This window comes from Vibrio sp. UCD-FRSSP16_30 (assembly GCF_001676025.1).
GTDB lineage: Bacteria > Pseudomonadota > Gammaproteobacteria > Enterobacterales > Vibrionaceae > Vibrio.
Window position 1 is genome coordinate 38892 of sequence record NZ_LZFW01000079.1, and the last position, 21917, is coordinate 60808.

At 41.0% G+C, this 21917-nt stretch carries 21 protein-coding genes and 1 other annotated feature; of the genes, 7 read left to right on the forward strand and 14 right to left on the reverse strand.

The window, feature by feature from the left end:
• Positions 1 to 67 precede the first annotated feature (67 nt).
• Entirely contained in the window at positions 68 to 808 is a 741-nt protein-coding gene (locus tag A9260_RS15330) for a thioredoxin fold domain-containing protein (protein WP_068700490.1), read from the reverse strand.
• A gap of 50 nt (positions 809 to 858) precedes the next feature.
• On the reverse strand, positions 859 to 1764 hold the full coding sequence (gene xerD / locus A9260_RS15335) for a site-specific tyrosine recombinase XerD (protein WP_068700492.1): 906 nt from the start codon (positions 1762 to 1764) through the stop codon (positions 859 to 861).
• 120 nt (positions 1765 to 1884) lie between these two features.
• Here xerD and fldB point away from each other — a divergent pair, with 120 nt between their 5' ends.
• From fldB to srmB, 3 genes are all read left to right on the forward strand, one after another.
• Positions 1885 to 2403, forward strand: a complete 519-nt coding sequence (fldB, locus tag A9260_RS15340; RefSeq protein ID WP_068700494.1) for a flavodoxin FldB — start codon at positions 1885 to 1887, stop codon at positions 2401 to 2403.
• Positions 2404 to 2528: 125 nt separating this feature from the next.
• On the forward strand, positions 2529 to 3254 hold the full coding sequence (locus A9260_RS15345) for a tRNA1(Val) (adenine(37)-N6)-methyltransferase (RefSeq protein ID WP_068700495.1): 726 nt from the start codon (positions 2529 to 2531) through the stop codon (positions 3252 to 3254).
• Positions 3255 to 3328: 74 nt separating this feature from the next.
• A complete protein-coding gene (gene srmB, locus A9260_RS15350) occupies positions 3329 to 4549 on the forward strand; it encodes an ATP-dependent RNA helicase SrmB (RefSeq protein ID WP_068700497.1) in 1221 nt (406 codons plus the stop codon).
• A 118-nt stretch (positions 4550 to 4667) separates the two neighbouring features.
• On the opposite strand, the gene A9260_RS15355 is transcribed toward srmB, so the two are convergent.
• The 4 genes from A9260_RS15355 to A9260_RS15370 all read right to left on the reverse strand — a co-directional run bounded on the left by A9260_RS15355 (position 4668) and on the right by A9260_RS15370 (position 8090).
• Entirely contained in the window at positions 4668 to 5096 is a 429-nt protein-coding gene (locus A9260_RS15355) for a VOC family protein (protein ID WP_068700499.1), read from the reverse strand.
• Positions 5097 to 5138: 42 nt separating this feature from the next.
• On the reverse strand, positions 5139 to 5678 hold the full coding sequence (locus A9260_RS15360) for a GNAT family N-acetyltransferase (RefSeq protein ID WP_068700501.1): 540 nt from the start codon (positions 5676 to 5678) through the stop codon (positions 5139 to 5141).
• Between the two features lie 38 nt (positions 5679 to 5716).
• On the reverse strand, positions 5717 to 6490 hold the full coding sequence (gene yaaA, locus A9260_RS15365) for a peroxide stress protein YaaA (RefSeq protein ID WP_068700503.1): 774 nt from the start codon (positions 6488 to 6490) through the stop codon (positions 5717 to 5719).
• A 103-nt stretch (positions 6491 to 6593) separates the two neighbouring features.
• Positions 6594 to 8090: an alanine/glycine:cation symporter family protein gene (locus tag A9260_RS15370; RefSeq protein WP_156684074.1), complete on the reverse strand. Its 1497-nt coding sequence runs from the start codon at positions 8088 to 8090 to the stop codon at positions 6594 to 6596.
• 394 nt (positions 8091 to 8484) lie between these two features.
• On the opposite strand from A9260_RS15370, the gene A9260_RS15375 reads away from it, so the two are divergent.
• Positions 8485 to 8670 carry a DUF3545 family protein gene (locus tag A9260_RS15375; RefSeq protein ID WP_068700505.1) on the forward strand — a complete coding sequence of 62 codons (186 nt, stop codon included), beginning with the start codon at positions 8485 to 8487 and terminating at the stop codon, positions 8668 to 8670.
• Positions 8671 to 8746: 76 nt separating this feature from the next.
• Here A9260_RS15375 and A9260_RS15380 read toward each other — a convergent pair whose 3' ends face one another.
• The 3 genes from A9260_RS15380 to nfo form a co-directional block, all read right to left on the reverse strand.
• Positions 8747 to 9298, reverse strand: a complete 552-nt coding sequence (locus tag A9260_RS15380; protein WP_068700507.1) for a hemerythrin domain-containing protein — start codon at positions 9296 to 9298, stop codon at positions 8747 to 8749.
• Between the two features lie 69 nt (positions 9299 to 9367).
• Positions 9368 to 10048, reverse strand: coding sequence for a uracil-DNA glycosylase (gene ung, locus A9260_RS15385; protein ID WP_068700509.1), 681 nt, complete (start codon positions 10046 to 10048; stop codon positions 9368 to 9370).
• A 246-nt stretch (positions 10049 to 10294) separates the two neighbouring features.
• Entirely contained in the window at positions 10295 to 11146 is an 852-nt protein-coding gene (gene nfo / locus A9260_RS15390; protein WP_068700511.1) for a deoxyribonuclease IV, read from the reverse strand.
• Between the two features lie 319 nt (positions 11147 to 11465).
• Here nfo and grcA point away from each other — a divergent pair, with 319 nt between their 5' ends.
• Positions 11466 to 11843: an autonomous glycyl radical cofactor GrcA gene (gene grcA, locus A9260_RS15395; RefSeq protein ID WP_068700514.1), complete on the forward strand. Its 378-nt coding sequence runs from the start codon at positions 11466 to 11468 to the stop codon at positions 11841 to 11843.
• Positions 11844 to 11972: 129 nt separating this feature from the next.
• Here grcA and thrC read toward each other — a convergent pair whose 3' ends face one another.
• The 3 genes from thrC to thrA are packed head-to-tail and all read right to left on the reverse strand — an operon-like array spanning position 11973 to position 16674.
• The gene (gene thrC / locus A9260_RS15400; protein WP_068700516.1) at positions 11973 to 13253 is read right to left on the reverse strand and encodes a threonine synthase; all 1281 of its coding nucleotides are present in this window, start codon (positions 13251 to 13253) and stop codon (positions 11973 to 11975) included.
• Positions 13250 to 14212 (reverse strand): homoserine kinase, encoded by a 963-nt coding sequence (gene thrB / locus A9260_RS15405; protein WP_068700519.1) that lies wholly within the window; start codon positions 14210 to 14212, stop codon positions 13250 to 13252. Before thrB ends, thrC begins: the two co-directional genes overlap by 4 nt.
• A 2-nt stretch (positions 14213 to 14214) precedes the next feature.
• Positions 14215 to 16674, reverse strand: a complete 2460-nt coding sequence (gene thrA / locus A9260_RS15410) for a bifunctional aspartate kinase/homoserine dehydrogenase I (RefSeq protein ID WP_068700521.1) — start codon at positions 16672 to 16674, stop codon at positions 14215 to 14217.
• Positions 16675 to 16699: 25 nt separating this feature from the next.
• Positions 16700 to 16816: a sequence feature (Thr leader region), on the reverse strand.
• 292 nt (positions 16817 to 17108) lie between these two features.
• Between thrA and A9260_RS15415 the strand changes: the two genes are divergently transcribed.
• On the forward strand, positions 17109 to 17678 hold the full coding sequence (locus A9260_RS15415) for an outer membrane beta-barrel protein (RefSeq protein ID WP_231892623.1): 570 nt from the start codon (positions 17109 to 17111) through the stop codon (positions 17676 to 17678).
• A gap of 403 nt (positions 17679 to 18081) precedes the next feature.
• On the forward strand, positions 18082 to 18798 hold the full coding sequence (gene arcA, locus A9260_RS15420) for a two-component system response regulator ArcA (RefSeq protein ID WP_068700523.1): 717 nt from the start codon (positions 18082 to 18084) through the stop codon (positions 18796 to 18798).
• Positions 18799 to 18883: 85 nt separating this feature from the next.
• Here arcA and A9260_RS15425 read toward each other — a convergent pair whose 3' ends face one another.
• Positions 18884 to 19345 (reverse strand): hypothetical protein, encoded by a 462-nt coding sequence (locus tag A9260_RS15425; RefSeq protein ID WP_068700525.1) that lies wholly within the window; start codon positions 19343 to 19345, stop codon positions 18884 to 18886.
• Positions 19346 to 19449: 104 nt separating this feature from the next.
• Complete coding sequence (arcB, locus tag A9260_RS15430) at positions 19450 to 21819, reverse strand: aerobic respiration two-component sensor histidine kinase ArcB (protein WP_068700528.1); 2370 nt, start codon at positions 21817 to 21819, stop codon at positions 19450 to 19452.
• Positions 21820 to 21917 lie beyond the last annotated feature (98 nt).

Here is a 21917-nt window from a genome sequence, read left to right on the forward strand (position 1 = left end):
AATTATCAATATTAAGGACAGGAAATAAAAAAGCGCTGTATAAAATACAGCGCTTCGAAGTGGTTAATTAGTTTTGAGATTCAAGGCGTGCTAGTAAATCTTTAGGTGATAAGTAACCACCAACATTAATGCCTTTTTCAGAAAATACCGCCGGTGTTCCTGATACGCCAACCGCTTTACCTAATTGATATTGCTCGGTAATCATCGCCTGACATTTTTTAATGTCGCTATTCGGCGCAAGGGCATTTTTGCCACGAATTTTAACATCACTCATAACCGTTGCAGGATCTTCACTACACCAAATATTCGCCATTTCATGGCCTACTTTGCTTTGTGGACCAGAGCGAGGGAAAGCTAAATAACGCACTGTAATACCAAGCTTATTGTATTGCTCCATTTGACGATGCAGTTTCAAACAGTAACCACATGAGGTATCCGTAAATACCGTCACTACGTGCTTCTCGTTTTCTGCTTTGTACACGATCATTTCATCGCTAACATTGTTCAGCAAGTTAGCAATTTTAGGGCCGTTACGCAGCGCTGTTACATCTTTAAAATTACCGCTGTCGTCTAATGAGTACAGCTTGCCAGGGATAAAGTAATCTCCCTTTGGCGTTGCATAAAAAGTACCTTGATTGGTGGTCACTTCGACCAGTCCATCAAATTCAAGAGCTTCAACTTGCATTACCGATACGCCTATTTTGGCAAATCGTTCTTTAATTTTGGCTTCATCAAACTTTGCCGCGCTAACACTAAATGCAATCAATGAGCAGATAAGTAAGCTAACAACTTGACGTAAACTATTCATACAATTTCCTACTAAATAAAAATGCTAAGAGTGATTCTTAGGAATTAAGATCACGCTCTTGGGTGATGCTGCTGATGGATTTGTTTCAATCTTTCGGTGGCAACATGAGTATAAATTTGGGTAGTCGATAAGTCACTATGTCCCAATAACATTTGTACGACACGTAAATCCGCACCGTAGTTCAATAAATGGGTCGCAAATGCGTGTCGCATAACATGGGGAGACAACGTATCACTATCAATTCCCGCTATCTGTGCATAATACTTGATGCGATGCCAAAATGTTTGACGAGTCATCTGTCTTGAGCGCTTACTCGGAAAAACAACATCCGAAGAGTGCTCACCCATTAATATTGACCGTCCATGAGTCAAAAAACGTTCAATCCAGTCAATGGCATTCTCCCCCATTGGCACTAAACGCTCTTTTCCCCCTTTACCGACAACACGAACCACTCCCTGACGAAGGCTCATATTCTCCATTGTTAACCCAACTAACTCAGAAACACGCAAACCCGTTGCGTACAAAAGTTCAAGCATCGCTTTGTCACGCAGCTCTATCGGATCTTCAGTATTCGGCGCATCCAGTAAACTCTCTACTTGTTGTTCGCTGATATCTTTGGGTAAACGTTTAGGTAACTTAGGGCGAATGAGCAACGTGCTAGGGTCATCGACTCGAATTTTCTCTCGATACAGGTATTGAAATAATCGACGCATTGCCGACAGCATTCTTGCTCGGCTCGATTGAGCAAAATTTTTATCGGCCAACCAAATTTGATACTCCAATAGTTGATCAGGGCTGACTGAGGTTAGATCTGAATTATTCAGCTCAAGCCATTGTGACAACTTGCTCAAATCTAGCCTATAGGAAGCTAAGGTATTTTCTGATAAACCTTTTTCCATCCAGATAGCGTCTAAAAATTGTTCAATAAGATTTTGATTTAACAACTTAAAATCCATAGCGACTAATGCAATTACCTAAAGTATACAAGCATAACTGTGATTGCTAGAGGCAAAGACTGAAACTTATTAAAAATAAAGGTAGAATTAAAAGTATGACTATTAGCTGTAATTAAAAATATGAAGATTGGACTATTTTTCGGCTCCACCACCTGCTATACCGAAATGGCAGCGGAAAAAATTCAAGAGATTATTGGAAGTGATATTGTCGAATTGCACAATGTTAAAGACACACCTCTTTCGGTAATGAACAACTATGATTTCTTAATTTTAGGCATTTCTACTTGGGATTTTGGTGAACTTCAAGAGGACTGGGGAGCATTATGGCAAGACATCGATGGCATTCGTCTAACCGACAAGCACGTCGCATTGTTCGGCTTAGGGGATCAAGAAGGATATGGCGAATGGTTTCAGGATGCGATGGGCTTACTTCATCAGCAGCTTCAGCCAAGCAATCCTAACTTTGTTGGTTATTGGCCTGTTGACGGTTATGAGTTTCAGGCTTCAAAAGCGCTAACCGAAGATGGTTCAAAGTTCGTCGGCCTTGCTCTTGATGACAATGTGCAATATGAATTAAGTGAAGAGCGCATTGCCTCTTGGTGCGAACAAATTCTCACGGAATACGCAACGTCACTGTAAATACCCGATTCAAAGTTGGCGATTGAAACATCAAATGAAAGAGGTTCTCCAAAGAACCTCTTTTTAGCTCAAAAGCCTACCGCTACCCCTATATTACTCCCAATAACCTAAAGATAGTGAATACGATGCACAGCAAAACCAAGAGCTTTCAGTTTAAACACTTCTCTATCTATGGGGGAAATACCGGCATGCCGGTTAGTACCGATGGTGTATTACTTGGCGCTTGGAGTGCGCTATCGACCAGTAAAAATATACTCGATATTGGCACAGGAACTGGCTTACTTGCATTGATGTGCGCTCAGAGAAACCCAACAGCCAACATTACAGGTATTGATATTCACGATAGTGCGATTGAAGCGGCGCATACTAATTTCTCTGCCAGTGCATGGGCAGAGCGACTCACTTTACATCATGGTGATGTGATTGATTACGCTCTAGCAAACAATCAAAGCTTTGATACGATCATTTGCAACCCACCCTACTTTAACTCTGGCGAGCAAGCGGCATTACAAGCAAGGGCCACCGCTAGACATACCGATACCCTGTCTCACCATGACCTTTTAAATAGCTGTGCAACATTATTAAACGCCAATGGGCGAGCAAGCTTTATCTTGCCTACGCTCGAAGCCGATCAACTTATTGCGCATGCCATACAAAGCCAATGGCACTTAACTCGGCTTTGTAAAATCAGAACAACCGAAACAAAAAGTCACTCTCGATACTTATTTGAACTACAACTTAAAGGTAGTGAAACGGTAAAAACAGAGCAAAGTGAGCTGATCATCCATCAACAAGGCAGCTACAGTGCGCAATTTATTGCTCTAACACAGAGTTTTTACCTAAAGATGTAAATAAGAGTGTGACCAGCATCACCATTAAACTATAATAGATCCTTTTCTCGTCCACCCCTTTGCGGAGCACTGCAGTGTTAAGAACTTTTGCTGAGTTAGAACTAGACCAATCCCTTATTAAAGCCATTGAAGAAATCGGCTTTGAAAGACCAACAAAAGTACAAAGTGAAGCAATTCCTCAAGCTTTAGATGGCAAAGATATTCTTGCTTCTGCGCCAACAGGAACAGGTAAGACAGCCTCTTTTGTACTTCCAGCACTGCAATATCTTTTAGATTTTCCGCGCCGTAATGGTGGGCCAGCTCGAGTATTGATCCTAACTCCAACTCGTGAGTTGGCAATGCAGATCACCGAGCAAGCACGTGAACTGGCAAAACATACCAATTTTAATATCTTCACCATTACTGGTGGTGTGATGTATCAAGATCACGCTGATATTCTCTCTACAACCCAAGATATTGTTGTGGCAACACCTGGACGCTTGATGGAATACATCAATGCTGAGCGTTTTGATTGCCGTGCAATCGAATGGCTAATCCTAGATGAAGCCGACCGCATGTTGGATATGGGCTTTGCCCCTGTTGTTGACCGTCTATCAAATGAGTGTCGCTGGCGTAAACAGACTCTTCTATTCTCTGCAACATTAGAAGGAAGAGGCGTTGAAGGCTTTACTGCTGACCTATTAAAAGAACCCGCTGTTATTGATGCTCAGCCATCACTAAAAGAGCGCAAAAAGATTCAACAATGGTATCACCGTGCTGACAGCGCAGAACATAAGCTTCAGCTGTTAAAACACATTATTACCGAGCAAGCAGAAAGAAGTATCATCTTCTTAAAAACTCGTGAACGTCTTGCAGAGCTTCGCCAACAGCTAGACAGCGCTCAAATCCCGTGTAGCTGGATTCAAGGTGAGATGCCTCAAGATCGTCGTAACAATGCGATTAGTCGTTTTCGTGACGGTGATGTCAACGTATTGCTAGCAACGGATGTTGCCGCGCGTGGTATTGACCTTCCGGATGTAAGTCATGTGATTAACTATGACTTACCTCGTACTGCTGATGTTTACCTACACCGTATTGGTCGTACAGCTAGAGCGGGCAAAAAAGGTAATGCAGTTTCTATTGTTGAAGCCCATGACCAATCTATGATTGAGCGTGTAGAGCGATACACAAAAGAAGCGATAAAAGAGCGTTTCATCAAAGATCTTCGTCCTAAACATAAAAAACCGGCGACGAATAAGAAGAAAAAGAAACCCGCGGCTAAAACCGCTAGTAAAGCGAAGAAAAAGAAAAAATAACATTCAATCCCTAGCTCTTTGAGCTGGGGATTTTTTTGACATCTACTTTATAAACTTGCCTTTAATACCAACCACAGTAATGAAATGATCAGAGATTGACTACGAGTGGTTTAACAAGCTACTCAATAATCAGACTGCCATCTTCATTAAACTGCCAACTGTCAGCATGAGCAATCTCCCAATGATGGCCGTCAGGGTCTTTGAAATAACCGCTATACCCGCCCCAAAAGACTCTCTGCGCGGGCTTTACCAATACTCCGCCCTCTTGTACTGCCTGTTGTAATATCTCGTCTACCTGATGCTGCTCTTTGGTATTGTGGGCCAAGGTCATCATAGGAAACAGAGATGCTCCATCAGGGATCTCAAGAGCAAGTTCTTGGGCTAACTTTTCTAGGGGATAAAGCGCCACACAAACACCGGAGGTTTTAAAAAATACAATATCTTGCTCTTTGGTATAAGACGAAGGAAAACCTAATGCGGAATAAAATAGATAAGAGCGTTCAAGGTTGGCAACCCCTAGCGTGATGATGCTAACTCTAGCTTCCATATTAAATTCCTATAAACAGTAAATATCCTCTAAGCGTAGCAGTTAGTGGGGAGCGGTAATTTTATAAAGGCAATGCCAGCTCAATTTGGAGTGAGTCTCAAGTTTTGGGTGCTGAAAATCAGCTAAGGTATTGTGCATGCCAATTTTTTGCATGACACGCTGAGAAGGGAGATTACATAAAGCAGTGAGGCTATAAACCGACTGGAGACCTAAGTGGTCAAAGGCATAATTAAGAATAATACGCGCCGCCTCTGGAGCGTAACCCTGCCCCCAAAAAGGCTGATCAATACGCCATGCTATTTCAACAAAGGGAATAGGCAAAATACCATCTCCTGCTGAGCGACGCTGTAAACCGACCATGCCTATAAACTGCTGAGTCGACTTTAACTCTAATGCCCACATCCCCCAATGATAACGCTCTAGTTCATCGGATAAACGTCTCACCAACTCGATACTCTGGATAGGACTGAGTGTGCTAGGGAAAAATCGCATCACCTGCGGATTGCTATTCATCTGCACAAAAGCATTAAAATCAGAGGGTTTCCATGGTCTTAAAAGAAGCCTATCTGTCTCGAACTTCATAGGGTTCCCTCCAATTTATTTAAATGGCTTAATTCAAACTATTGTTGATCACGCTTAAAGACTAACTCACGAGCGGTCGAGTCAGTATCACTAAAGTGATAACCCGCCATATCAAATTGTTTTAACGCTTCAATACTATCGATTTGGTTTTGGATGATATATTTCGCCATCATACCCCTCGCCTTTTTCGCAAAGAAGCTAATGACTTTGTATTGACCATTTTTAAGATCTTTAAACACAGGAGTGAAAACTCGTCCTTGTATGTTCTTTGGTTTCACTGATTTAAAGTATTCGGTTGAGGCAAGGTTGATCAGTACATCATCTTCTTGTGCCAGCAGATCTTCATTCACTTTATCGGTGATCTTATCCCCCCAAAAATGATAGAGATTGCTACCCTTATCAGTGGCCAGTTTTGTGCCCATTTCCAAACGATAAGGTTGCATCAGATCTAAAGGTTTCAAAAGCCCATATAGACCAGACAACATACGAAAGTGGCTTTGCGCGTAGTCAAAGTCCTCTTCAGAGAAAGTATCCGCTTCAAGCCCAGTATAAACATCACCTTTAAATGCAAGAATAGCCTGGCGCGAATTTTCAAGCGTAAATGTTGTACTCCATTCTTGAAAACGAGCCACATTCAGCCCTGCAATTTTATCACTTACTTTCATCAAGCCAGAGATATCCGCTGGCGTAAGCTTTTTGCATACCTTAACCAACTTAGCTGAATCGGCGATAAATTCCGGTTGGGTGTAACGTTTTGTCGCTAAAGGCGACTCAAAATCTAACGTTTTTGCAGGAGAGACTAAAATCAGCATACCAGTATCCTTAACTTGGCTTTATATCCTATATCACTAGGGTATAAAAAAAGCCGCACTAAGTCAGTACGGCTTTCACTATTGTGTTAATCGGCAATGTCGATTATTTATTTCTTTCCACTTGTGCTTTTAGCTCTTCGTGGTCATCCCAAATACCTTCTTCAAGTTGAGAATGAAGTTCTGGGTAATCTTTAGCATTAAAGGTCGGTACCTTACCTGCTTTTAATTGCTGATTATAATCTTTAGCAAGCTTAACCACGATGCCCGAGAGCAGTAAAATAGAAACCATATTCACGATGGCCATTAAGCCCATTGAAACATCAGCCATAGCCCAAACAACCGGTAAGGTTGATAGCGACCCAAACAGGACCATGCCTAATACGATAACGCGGAAGATGTTCAAACCTGCCTTGTTATTGTGCTCAAGGAAAATAAGGTTTGTTTCAGCGTACGAGTAATTAGCAATAATCGAGGTAAAAGCAAAGAAGAAGATCGCGACAGCAACAAAGATGCCACCCCACTCACCAACTTCAGCCGTTAATGCGCGCTGAGTAAGCTCAATACCAGTGATTTCTCCACCTGGTACAAACTCACCTGATACTAAGATAATCGCCACAGTGGCAGAACAGATAACGATAGTATCGGTAAACACACCTAGCATTTGCACATAGCCTTGTGAGGCTGGGTGCGGAGGATACGGTGTCGCTGATGCAGCCGCATTAGGTGCAGAACCCATACCCGCTTCATTCGAAAATAGACCGCGTTTGATACCATTAATCATTGCTTGTGCAATGGCATAGCCCACACCACCAGCAGCCGCTTCTTGAAGACCAAATGCACTTTTAAAGATAAGAACAAGAACATCAGGGACTTTATCAAGGTTAGAGAACATCACAAACAGAGCAAGAGCTAAATAAGCGAGTGCCATAACAGGAACAATCAGTTCTGCTGTGCGAGCAATCTTACGAATACCGCCAAAAATAACAAATGAAGAAAGAGCAGCAATAATGACGCCACCAATCAATTTGTTTTTATCAACAACCAGCTCACCAATAGATATGGTTTGCTGTGGCAATTCGAAGGCATGAATAACTGCACTAACGATAGAGTTAGCTTGAACGGCGTTAAACACTAACCCAAAGGCAATAATTAGGAAGATAGAGAACAATACCCCCATCCAACGCATGCCCAGTCCTTTCTCCATGTAGTAGGCCGGACCACCACGATAGTTACCATCGCTGTCTTTTGTTTTGTATAGCTGTGCAAGGGAGCTTTCAGCAAATGATGTTGCCATACCCAACATGGCAATTAGCCACATCCAAAAAATTGCGCCTGGGCCACCGACAGTTAGTGCAACAGCAACACCTGCCATATTACCAGTACCAACTCGAGCTGCGAGACTAGTACAAAGTGCCTGGAAAGAAGAGATACCCGCTTTATCGGCTTTGCGGCTATTTTTTAGAACACTGAACATGTGTCCAAAATGTCTAAACTGAATGAAGCCAAGACGAATGGTAAAGTAAATACCACCCCCAACAAGTAGATAAACTAGAATCGATCCCCACAGAAGATCATTCATTAAATTGATAATGTCAGTCACGTCAACCTCGAACTTAAATAGACTCAGTTAAGAGTAATAAAATGGTTATGATTCAGTTTTAATCATTAGATCTGAACGCAATCAAAAGTGACTTGCCTCGCTCGTACCATTTTTGAAATTTAATTTTGCGGTCGAATAATGCCGATATAATCGAAGAAAATCAAATTGCACCCTTTTGTGCGCAACATTTAAACATTCATGTTGCTATTCAGTATATTAAAAACAGTTAGAGACACAATTTTGTTACTTTAGATTCATATTTGAGAAACACTTCAAAGATACTATTAGGCAGTTCATGTTAATAATAACGGTAGGTTTACTCGCACAGCAAAAATGAAATTAGCTCTGCTAGGTAAAACTGAAAGTACTTAATTACAGTTAAAAGGGGTAGCTTATGGATGGCATGCAACTTGAAAATATCTTTGAAACGGAAGAACGTACGACTCGCAGAACTCGTTCTAAACCTGTAAAGCGCAAATGGCGTGAAATTGAAGCAATAAAAGATCGTCAAAAACTTCAAAAGGAGTTGATGGATTTGGATGTATGCAGTGATTATCAATTAGAGGATATTAAACTGTAGCCCTAAAGATCTCAGATTCACCAGACTTACGGGCAAAGGATGGGTTAATACCCATCCTTTTATTTTGTTCGCAATACTAGATAAGCTCTTTATCGATTTGTTTTACTCTTTCAGCCAATTGCTTGTATTTATCGGCAATCGTCTCACCAAATACAGGATCCTCTTCCTGAGCACCCCATTGGCTTTCTAGGTATTGCCAATCTGATGTTGTTAGCGTTTGGTTGATCAAAGGCAAGATCTTATGCTCTTCAAGGTATAGATGCTGCTTTTGATTATGGATGAAGCTTTCAAGTTGCTCAGCAAACACATCCGTTGGCACAACGGCATCTTGTAAGATCATATCAACAATATCTAAAAATTCATGAGTTGTTTTTGAGAGTGCCACATGCTCAGCGGCTAAGTCACTCACATCACTTTGCTCACCATACTTACTAACAAAATACTGATAAATAAGATCTTCTTTTGGATGATGCGTTCTTTCTGAGTGCACACAAAGATAATCAACAATCTCTTTCAATAAAGTATAGTTAACCGGCTCCTCAGCCTGAACTTGCACTAACTTTGCTTTTAAAATCCCCAGCAAACGAATCATATAAGCATGCTCTCGCTGGATTCTTTCAATCATCATGATCTAATCCTTTAATACCAATAACAGCTTTAAGTTTATGCAATTTTACAGGTTATGTTTTGTTCTAGCTTAAAAAAGCGTCAGATTGGCACTAGGAACCTGCCAATTTATAGGGCTTTTTCCATGTTGCTTTAGATAAACATTAGCCTTTGAAAAGTGCTGACAGCCAAAGAAACCACGCCTTGCCGATAAAGGGGAAGGATGCGGTGATGTTAAGATACAATGATGGACAGGATTGATACATGCTCCTTTCTTTTGCGCATGCGCGCCCCAAAGCATGAATACAATATTTTGCTGTTGGCTTGTCAGATACTCAATCGCTCTTTGGGTAAAAATCTCCCATCCACTTTTAGCATGAGAATGTGCCTGACCTTGCTCTACGGTTAATACGGTATTGAGCAACAATACACCTTGCTCTGCCCAAGCTTGTAAATAGCCATGTTCTGGTACAGCAAAGCCGGTAATGTCTTGAGTGAGTTCTTTATAGATATTGCGTAATGAAGGAGGGATTTTATTTCCGGGTAATACTGAAAAACTTAAACCATGTGCTTGATTAGGACCATGATAAGGGTCTTGACCTAAAATAACGACTTTAACGGTTTCTATTGGTGTTTGAGTAAATGCCGAAAAGACATGTTCTGGATCGGGATAAATTGTCTTCCCTGACAATCGCTCTGCGTCAACAAACGCCTGCAAAGAACGGAAATAATCTTGAGAACGTTCCGCTTCAATAAAATCTTGCCAACTCACACTAACCTACCCTGCTACTCTCAATTGAATAGCAAAATATTGGCATAATGTAAGCAAATTAGATATTACTTCTTCTTAGTCGTTCGTTGAGGGGTGCGGTGATATCCATGGGTAGGCTGACAAGGTCGAGCTTGTGGAAAAACAGAAACAAATTTGAACATGGCACACTCCATAATACTTTGTGAGGTAAATCACAGTAAGTAATGAAAGAAACGTGCCAATAAAGCAAATTATTTGAGATCAAACTTATATTGCAAATGCTCGCAGTGCTTGGATTTCATCTTTCCATAGCTCAGGCTCAATGGTTTCAAGGATCAACGGAATACCGTCAAAGCGACAATCTTGAGAAATATATTTAAAGCAATCCCAGCCTATCTCACCCGCACCTAAAGAATGGTGTCTATCAACCTTACCGCCTAATGCAATTTTTGAATCATTAATGTGCATTGCTCGCAAATAGTGCATGCCAACCACACGTTCAAACTCCGCAAAAGTGTTTTCACAGGCTTCAAAAGTTCTCAAATCATAACCGGCAACAAAAGTGTGGCAGGTATCAAGGCACACTCCAACACGGCTTTTATCGTCAACTTGATGAATAATTTCCGCTAAATGCTCAAAACGCCAACCTAGGTTTGTTCCTTGCCCTGCCGTATTCTCAATTACCGCAATAACATTAGGTACGGCTTGATGCGCTAAATTAATGGACTCAGCAATGCGTGCTAAGCACTCAGTCTCGGAAATTTTCTTTAAATGACTACCAGGGTGAAAATTAAGTAAGGTCAGCCCTAGTAGCTCACAGCGCTCCATTTCATCGATAAACGCAGCTCGTGACTTTTCTAGCTTCTCTTCTTCTGGAGCGCCTAGATTAATCAGGTAAGAATCATGCGGTAATATTTGCTCTGATGAAAAACCTAATGCTGTACAGTTTTTCTTAAAGGAATCGATACTTTTTTGAGTTAATGGTTTTGCCGCCCATTGACGCTGATTCTTAGTAAATAAAGCAAAAGCATTTGCACCAATTTCCTTGGCTCTAATTGGCGCATTTTCCACGCCACCAGCGGCAGAAACATGCGCTCCTATAAACTTACTTTTTGACATTGAAATTCTCTTTATTTTTTAAAAATTCAGGCTTAAATTTCTATTATGCTCAAATTGAATAGCAATAATTTTCTTACAAATGTTGTTAAAAAACCACACATTAACCAACAAATTAACTAAGGTTGTTAATAAACTTCGTGTAAGCCTATGAATTAACTATAACTTGATCGTAATCATAATAAATACCCCAAAAAAAATACGGTTTTTAGTTGTTTTTTGACCTAAATCAATATTAGAATGGCAGACATGCAATGAGCAACTCAAAAATGCTCTAAATATATCCGAAAATCAATCCCACATATGTGGCTGAGGAGAAATCATGATCAAAGGTATTCAAATCACAAAAGCAGCTAACGATGAGCTTCTAAACTCTATCTGGCTACTAGATTCTGAAAAGAATGAAGCTCGTTGTGTTGTGGCAACATCTGGTTATGAGGCTGATCAATTGATCTCAGCTTCTGATCTAGGTGACTTCGAAAGCCGTGAAATTGCTATCGAAAAAGCACCAAAAATTGAAGGCGGTCAGCACCTGAATGTGAACGTTCTAAAACGTGAAACTCTTCAAGACGCAGTTGCTCACCCAGAGAAATACCCACAGCTAACAATCCGTGTATCTGGTTACGCTGTTCGTTTTAACTCTCTAACTCCAGAGCAACAACGTGACGTTATCGCTCGTACTTTTACTGAGTCTATGTAATTTAGAAATTATATAATTTAGAACTTAAGTAAAAACAAAAAAGCTTGGTTTAAACCAAGCTTTTTTTTGCTTTTTAGATAATAAAAACGACGCCAAAGCGTCGTTTTTGCATCAGTAGCCGTAATATCCTTACTGCACTTTTCTCAAGACTGCCTTTAACAATTCAAAATCATTGGCTAAGTCTTCAGAGAGCAAATCCATAACCGCATGCTTAGCAAGTGGTCCAGGTAAATCAATATCGGTTCCTAAAACTTCATCGACAACTTCTTTAAACTTAGCTGGATGCGCCGTACATAAGAACAATCCAGTTTCGCCATCTTTTAGTTGCTCTTGAAGAGAGCGATAAGCAATTGCACCATGTGGCTCACATAAGTAACCAAGGCCATAGAGTTCTTGAACGCTTGCGGCACTTTGTTCATCAGTAACTGCAGCGCGACCTAATGTATCTAAGCCCCAACCTTTACGCTGGCAAAGCTCTTCAATACGCGGCCAGTTATTTGGTTGACTCACATCCATCGCATTCGACGTTGTGGCTATTGTTGGCTTAGGATCCCACTTACCTGTTTCTAAATAACGAGGCACAGTATCGTTTGCATTTGTTGCGGCAATAAAGCGCTTAATCGGTAATCCAAGAGCTTTAGCCAGTAAACCTGCAGTTAAGTTACCAAAGTTACCACTTGGCACTGAAATCACTAAGTTTTCGCGCTGTGCTTTGCTCAGTTGAGCGGCTGCTTCAAAGTAATAACAGATTTGAGCCATTAAACGGCTGATATTAATTGAGTTTGCAGAGTTTAAGCCAATTTCTTGACGAAGCTGTTCATCATCAAATGCTTGCTTAACTAATGCCTGACAAGCATCAAAGTCACCATCAATGGCAACGGTATGGATGTTTTTACCCAAGGTACAAAATAGCTTCTCTTGCAAAGGACTGATTTTGCCCTTCGGATACAAGATAACAACATTGATGTTTTCCATACCATAAAACGCATGTGCTACCGCAGCGCCAGTATCACCTGATGTCGCGGTTAAGATAGTGATCTTGCCACCTTCAGATACTGTTGCCAGCGACTGCGCCATAAAACGGCCACCAAAGTCTTTAAAGGCTAGTGTTGGGCCATGAAATAGCTCTAAAGCGTAAGTGCCATCTTTAACTTGTTTGATCGGTGCTGGAAATTGAAATGCAGATTTAACCATCTCAGAAACTTGAGCTTCTGACAGTTCATCGCCAATTAATGCTGACAATATTTTGCTGCTTCGCGGAATAAAGTCTTCTTCAAGCAACGCATCAACATTCTCTAGCTCAGGAATATCCGTTGGGAAGAATAGCCCTTGATTACGTCCTAGTCCCTGACGAACAGCCTGTCCAAATGAGACTTTTTCGTCGTTTTCTTTGATATTGTACAGCTTCATAATTTACTTCCTGTTTCCTTCGAACCCTGCTGATCTATTTGGCAGATGTGCACGAATCCTTCGTCATTTTGTACATAGTTAGCTTCAAGCCAAGTTTTTACTCGCTCTGCAATCTCTAAACTATCACAGATAGTAAACATTGTGGGACCACTGCCTGAAATTCCTGAAGTCAGCGCTCCGGCGGTTAATGCAAACTCTCTAGCTTTTGAAAAACCGGGTAATAGTCGCTGTCTATATGGTTCAGCGATAACGTCTTTAATCATTTTTGCCGCCAACTCTGGCTGACCAGAATAGCTAGCATGAATAAAGCCTGCAAGATGTCGACCGTGAGCAATAATATCTTGTCTGCGATATTGCGCAGGTAATATCTCACGAGCTGCCGCAGTTGAAACTGTGATGCCCGGATAAGCCATAACCCAATACCAGCTATCAAAGCTAGGGACTTCTTGACTGATAATTCCTAGCTCTTCCACCATCAATTGCACACCGCCAAGATAACAAGGCGCGACATTATCGTAATGCACACCACCTGAAATCTCGCCTTCCATCTCGCCCATTAAGGCTAACAATTCAGTTTGCATTAATGGGTCATCATGAAACTGATTTAAGGCATCTAATGCCGCCACAATAGAGCAAGCACTAGAGCCTAACCCAGAACCGATGGGCATGTTTTTTTCCAGTGTCATCTCAAGATGGCGCATCGGCAATTTTTTGCCCGACATCTCTCTTGCAAACACTTGCCAGCAACGATAAACAATATTTTGTTTAGCATCACTTGGTAGCTTTGTGACAAAACTACCGGCGGTTTTTAACGAAAATTCAGAATCACCCGTTGCAACTAAAACTCTATCTCCGAGTAAGGAGCCATCAATAGGTGAAACTGCAGCGCCCAACACATCAAAGCCAACACTGACATTGCCAATTGATGCTGGGGCGTAAACGCAAACACTGTCTTTCATGTTTAGATTCCTAACTTCCAACCTAGTGTACGCATTACATCAGAGAAGACACCGGCAGCTGTCACCTCTGTACCTGCGCCATAACCGCGCATAACCAGTGGGATTGGCTGATAGTAACGGCTATAAAATGCCAATGCGTTTTCACCATCTTTTATTTTAAATAGAGGATCATTATCATCAACAGCGGCGATTCTCACGCGGCATTTGCCTTCGTTTATTTCACCAACATAACGAAGTACTTTGCCTTCTTTTGCGGCAATAGCCAATTGTTCTGAGAAGTACGCATCCGCTTCTGGAAGACGAGCAACGAAGTCTGCAATTGAACCTGAGTCATCAAAGCCCGGTGGCAATGCTTGATCGACAACAACGTCTTCTAGTTCAATCGACATGCCCGTTTCACGAGCTAAGATAAGCAGCTTACGAGCCACATCCATACCGGATAGATCATCACGAGGATCCGGCTCTGTGAAGCCGTTATCCATTGCGACTTTTGTCGCTTCGCTGAGAGTCATACCTTCATCTAGCTTGCCAAAAATAAAGGATAATGAGCCAGACAAAATACCGTTAAACTTAACCAATTCATCACCAGCACTGATTAGGTTCTGCAAGTTTTCAATAACCGGTAATCCTGCGCCAACGGTTGTTTCATACATCAATTTACGACGAGAAGAACGCGCAACCTGACGTAACTGATGGTAATAAGACATGCTAGCAGTATTGGCTTTCTTGTTAGGTGTCACGACATGGAAGCCCGCTTGCAAAAAGTCCGCATATTGCCCTGCAACATTTTCACTTGAAGTACAGTCCACTAACACTGGGTTGATAATGTGATTACGCTGAACCAAAGCACTCAATGATTGCAAGCTAAACTGCTCACTCGCGCCGCCCATGCGATCGCGCCATTGCTCAAGATCGAGACCTTCGCCATCTAAAAGCATGCCCTGACTATTTGCCAATGCGCATACTCGAATCACGATACCTTTCTTAGCAAGCTTCTGCTGTTGTCTAGCAACCTGATCCACCAGTTCACCACCGACACCACCAATACCTACCACAAATAGATCAAGGAAGTGTTTAGAGTTAAACAAGTTTTCATGACAAGCTTTGATTGCTTTAGCAATTTTATCTTCTGGGATAACCGCTGATATTGCGCGCTCTGATGAACCCTGAGCAATCGCAACAATATTGACGTTTACTTGAGTCAAAGAAGTAAAGAATTTAGACGCAACACCATGAGAGGTGCGCATTCTGTCACCGACGAGCGTTAGGATTGCCACATCATCGATAAACTCAACAGGCTCTAATAAGCTGTCTTTTAGTTCTAACTCAAACGCTTCTTCAAGTACTAGCTGTGCGCGCAAGCGATCAGCGGCTTCAATACAGAAACTAATGCTGTATTCAGAAGAAGATTGAGTGATCAAAACAATAGAGATACCAGCAGAAGACATCGCGCCAAATACACGGCTTGCCATACCTACCATGCCTTTCATGCCAGGGCCTGATACGTTGACCATTGTTAGCTCATTAAGAGTGGTAATACCCTTAATATCAAGGTTGTCTTCACCAGTATCTAAACCAATTAAAGTACCTGGTCCTTGCGGGTTAAAGCTATTTTTAATCAAGCAAGGAATCGAGAACTGAGCGATAGGTGCAATGGTTTTTGGATGCAATACAGACGCCCCAAAGTAAGAAAGCTCCATTGCTTCTTGATAGCTAAGAGATTTCAATAAACGCGCATCTTCAACTAAACGAGGGTCACAGTTATAAACGCCATCAACATCAGTCCAGATTTCACAACAGTCGGCACGTAAACATGCGGCCAACACAGCGGCTGAATAATCAGAGCCGTTGCGACCCAATGTGACTAGCTCACCTTTACTATTGCCAGCGGTAAAACCAGGCATTAGATGAACTTCATCTTTGGGTAGTGGTGATTGAACAAAGTTTTGCGTTGAAATTTCAACATCAACCATTGCTTCTAAATAATCACCTTTTGCATACAAGTATTGAACAGGATCAATTAAACCAGCCGCTTGCCCTTTAGCTTCAAGAACCGCCTTCATTAACTGAATAGAGATTTTCTCGCCTTTACTGATAATGCGAGCATTAACATTGTTTGGGCACATACCTAACAACTGAATGCCTTGAATAAACTCAGCTAGATTTCCAAGCGATTCATCGACTTGGTTAGAGAAAGCATCTAACTGGACATTGGGTAACTGCTGTTTGATGTCTTCAGCAAGTTCAAAGAATGATTTTCGTAATTCTTTAACTTGCAGCTCTGCATCTTGTTTTTCTAGAGCTGAGTTAATAATGGCTACTAACTTGTTGGTTGTTTTGCCTGGTGCTGATAACACAACCGCAAGTTCTTCCTGATCAGCATTATTTGCAATAATACTCGCCGCGCGCAAAAATCGATCCGCATCCGCTAACGACGATCCTCCAAATTTTAATACTCGCATTCCATTCTCCTGAGCTAAAAAGTGCAAAAAAAAGGCCTGTATCTGGTGGGATACAGGCCTATTTTTTAAAAAGTGTTCTTTCAGCAGCCTGCCCCAATACTCGTAGTACTGGTAATAATGATTGTGGTAATCGGGCTGCGTGTATTCATTGGTATGTCATCTACTTAACTTTATATTTCTACTTCTAGATTTACCTATTTTGCTCTAATTCGTCAATGATAAATTAACAAAAAATGCGTATTTCTTCTTTTTTACGACAAAAGTGCGAACAAAGTATAAACATCAAAGCTTTATTTATCAGAACAACTCACTCACATAAAGTCACCACCATTGCTTACTTGGATAAGCTTATATGGATAAATTATAAGCAACTCAATAGCAATTCCTCTTTTCTCCAACCATACTTGAAACTCTCAAGGATTCGAGGAGGCAAGATGCGCTTAAATAATCAGTATGTCATTTCTATGATTGCCTCTATTACTTTTGTGCTTTTCAGCTCTCAAGCTTTTTGCTCGACAAACTTTAGTTCTACAGACTTCAGCTCTACCGACACGCACTCTGCTGACTCTGAACATTCATCCACTATAAGCTCTCCTGCTAACTTAACTGAGACTCAATCCCCTCACCGATTATTTATGTCAGCCGCGCCAAGCTCTGGCGAGCAATTTGATGAGTGGCGGGTTGATACCGGTTATGCCTACTCTGTGTTTGATAATATCGATCTGTATGTCGCAACTCGAATATCCAGCTCTGAGCATAATGAAAACCGAGGCAGTATTAATCGAGGTTTTCTCAGTGGTGTTAATTATCATTTCAACCATAAGCTTTCATTAAATAGTGCCATCTACGCCTCCCCAGACTCAGAAGCTGTCACCATCAGTGATTATATTGGTGCGGAGTTATCAGGGAAATACATGCTTACAGACAATCTCAACTTAAAGGCGACTGTAGACTATGAAGAATGGCAAAGCGCCATTGAAGTTAAACTAGGATTTAGCTTCTAATCTTCATCAATCGTACAATCTTTACACTATTGCAACGACAGCATATGTAGGTAAGACACCAGATTTTCTTCTCATAAAAAAACTTCGACATTCATCACACAATTTTGGCTTTTTTCTCAATATTTGTTAAAATTGACTGTTGATTAAAATCAAACAAGTGCAATAAATTAACAATATTCGATTGTTATCAAGCTGTTAAGTCGGTATGATGCGCAATTAATTTGGCTAAGAATGAAAGTTACTGAAGGATTTGAAGGTATCTTAGAGAATTTCCAAGGAGGGGGACATTAAGATAAAGTACTCATAAGGTGTATTATATATGCACAAATTGATTACCTTGATGTTATTTTTTGCCTAGAATTTATATATTTACAACCAATTACACATAGTTTAGGTAGAGCCAATGCAAACCCCTAACATTCTTATTGTTGAAGACGAACAAGTTACTCGTAGTACTCTTAAAAGTATCTTTGAAGCCGAAGGATACAGTGTATTCGAAGCAACTGATGGTACTTCTATGCATCAAGTTATCTCTGAAAACCCAGTTAACTTGGTCATAATGGATATTAATTTACCTGGTAAAAACGGCCTACTTTTGGCTAGAGAATTAAGAGAACAAGCTAATGTTGCTCTTATGTTTTTAACCGGTCGTGACAATGAAGTTGATAAAATTTTAGGGCTTGAGATTGGGGCTGATGATTACATCACAAAACCATTCAACCCTCGTGAATTGACTATTCGTGCTCGTAACCTTTTGTCTCGCTCAATGAGCGTAAACAAAGAAGGCGAAGAAACCAAAAACGTTGAAAAATACACATTCAACGGTTGGGTTTTAGATATAAACAGCCGCTCTTTAGTTAACCCAAGCAACGAAAGCTACAAATTGCCGCGTTCAGAGTTTCGTGCGTTACTTCACTTCTGTGAAAACCCAGGAAAAATCCAAACTCGTGCAGAATTATTGAAGAAAATGACAGGCCGTGAACTAAAACCTCATGACCGCACGGTAGACGTGACTATTCGTCGCATCCGTAAGCATTTTGAGTCAGTTGCTGGTACGCCAGAAATTATTGCTACAATTCACGGTGAAGGCTACCGTTTTTGTGGTGAGTTAGATTCTTAATGAATCACTAGTCAATTCAAGAGTTGATTATAAAAAACCCAGCAATCATAAGCTGGGTTTTTTAATGCCTGATTTTACAAATCGATTAATACACGGTATCAACATCAATCGATGAATTTACGAGCCAGATTTGATGAGTTCCATTATCGAGCTCTACCGCTAAATCAGCATTAGAAATCTCCCCATTAAAATCATCATCCTGCTTAAAAGACACCTTCCATTGCTGTTCATTAATTGCTTCTACATCAAATGACCCTTCATCAACTTGAAGAACCTCATCATCATGTCTAAGCCAGATCGATTTCACGATCACATCAGCCGGAATCATCTTATCTGAAGATAATACTACCGTGCCATGTAGGGCGAACGTTTTAGATTCATTTAATGTCGGCATTTTATTGCGCCATACAGAAGCATTTAATGCTACATCAGTTTGCTCAATTTTTACCGTTGAAGATGCCTCGGTCCATGGGACGTTAATCATAGAAGCGCAGCCAAATAATAATGCTGAACCTAACAAGATGGCACCCAGTGCTTTCACTTTCATAGCAAACTCCTATTCGTAACTAATACTTTGAAACGTTACTGTGAAACTTCAATCTAAAGATACTGTTCTGAAGTCTCTTAAATACACAATAAAGCGTGTATCTATTATTTATCAAACTCTTGCTCAATCCAATCTTTAAGAACATTAATATCACTAAGATAGCTGTCTTTTATCTCATCTATCCAATCATGTATGTTTTCCCACCATGCTGGAAGCTCTGGTGATTGCGCTTGCTGGGCAACCATTTGCACACGTTTAAGCCCGACCGATCCTGCCGCACCTTTTATTTTGTGCGCTTCAGAGACGATTGCATCTTGGTCTTTGGCCACTAAGTTAGAGTCTAAAATCGCCACATAGTCGGGCATCATGTCTTTAAATAACTGCACGCTGTCCAGCACTGGTTTCTTGCCGACAATCTCAATATATGAACGCAGCATATCTTTATCAATTAACTCATCAACCGATACTATATCTAAATGGCTATCCTCTAATACCGCTTTAGTGGCATGAGATTTTTCCTCTATCACTTGCTCATCGAGATAACACAATTTATTGAGTATTTTACGCAGTGCTTTTGCCGACAGAGGCTTACTGATAGCATCTTGCATACCCGCTTCAATATAGGCAGTTTTATCTTTTACTAGATTAGCGGTAAGCGCAACAATCGGCGGTAAGTTGGTATAGCGATTTTGTAATTCATTGGCAATATCAAACCCCGTCATATCAGGTAGTTGTATGTCGAGTAACACCAAATCATAATCTGCAGGTTCAAACTTGCTTAGCGCTTCTTTGCCGGTCATTGCGACATCAACCTTGTGTCCAAAACTGGTGATCAAGGAACGAGCAACCGTAATATTCAATTCGATATCTTCTATCATAAATATCGAAAGTGGACGCTGCAGTGGCTCTTCGGCTTCATGCTCCTCAATAACACCAGTGCCTCTTGGCACAGTCATCTCCACATAGAAAGTACTGCCATGACCTAGTTCACTAGTCGCGTAAATTTCTCCGCCCATCTTTCTGACTAAAGATTGAGAAACAGCCAATCCAATCCCTGTGCCAACCGCATGTAAATTACCTTCTTCTGATTTCACCTGGTAATACATCGCGAAAATCTTATCCAATTCAGATTCTGGTATGCCAACGCCAGTATCTTCTATTTCAAAACGAATTGAGATTTGATTATTCTCAACCGCCTCAGCGCTCACGTTGACAAACACACCACCGTCAGCGGTGAATTTCATGGCGTTACTGATCAAATTCCACAACACTTGGCGAAGACGTGTTGCATCCACCACTATGCTATCGGGCATATTCGTCAGACGCTCTAATTCAAATCTCAGGCTTTTTTGCTCAGCCATGAGACGTGACAAGCTGTCTAGTTCGGTCACAAACTCGTTAAAATTAAGCTCTGTGGGCACCAGTTCCAATTTATTACGGTCAAACTTATCTATATCGATAATATCGTTAAAAATATGCCCCAAGGTTATGGCGCTGACATTGATCGTTTGCATATATTGGCGCTGTTCTTTATCCAAACTTGTCCCAAGCAACATTCGGCTAAGACCAACAATGCCATTTAGCGGAGTTCTAAGCTCGTGGCTGATTGTCGAAATAAACGTTGTTTTATCTCGGCTGGCTTTTTCTAGAGATTTCTCATTAAGCTTGCGCTCGGTAATATCTCGACCAAATCCAACCAAGCCCAGATAATGACTATCTTTATCGAAAAAAGGCACTTTTCTTAATTCAAAGTACGCCTTGCGTCCATCTGGGTATTCAAGCCATTGCTCGTAAATAAGCTCTTCTTTATTTTCAAATACTACTTGATCGGTTTCGACTATTTGCTGAGCTATCTCTTTTTTATAAACCTGCCAAGGTGTTAACCCCACCAACTCTTTCTCTTTTTTTCCCGTGAGTTTTTCTACCGCTTGGTTACACCCTGAGAAAACGCCATTTGCAGTTCGGTAATAAAAAAGATCAGGACAGGCATCAATAAACGAGCGTAGTAATGCGGTTCGTTCTGCTAACGCAATCTGAGTCACTTCTCTTTGGATAACTTCATGCTCAAGATCAAGCATCGCTTGTTCACGAGAATCCTCAGCGGATAAACGCTCCTTCATCTCTAAATTCAACTTATGTAGGTTCTGTTTTAGCTGATTGTTTAGCTCAAGATCTCGGTCTCTTAATTCACTTAGTTCAGAGACCAGTGTTGATAACTGGCGGCGAGACTCTTCCAGTTGTTCTACAACAATAGAGATAAAATAGACGGCACAAGGCGTCATTATTAGACCAAAGGCTAATGATCGAAGTGCGTGTTTGTACTCAAAGGCTTCACCTAATGCCCAGCTAAACCCAACCTGAACCATGGTGGCGGTAAAAATTAGCGCTAGAGCAATAAGAAAAGAGAATCGGTAAATACCAAGGCGAACTAAAAGGTCGACATAATATTGGGAATAGGTTTTTAGCTGTTTCATCAAGCAGTCCATTTGCTGTAACTGGCGCTAGTTTATCTTGCCTTGCTATAAAAGTAAGCAAAGCAAGAGCGTATTTTAGAGGTCTACGGAGGTAAGTG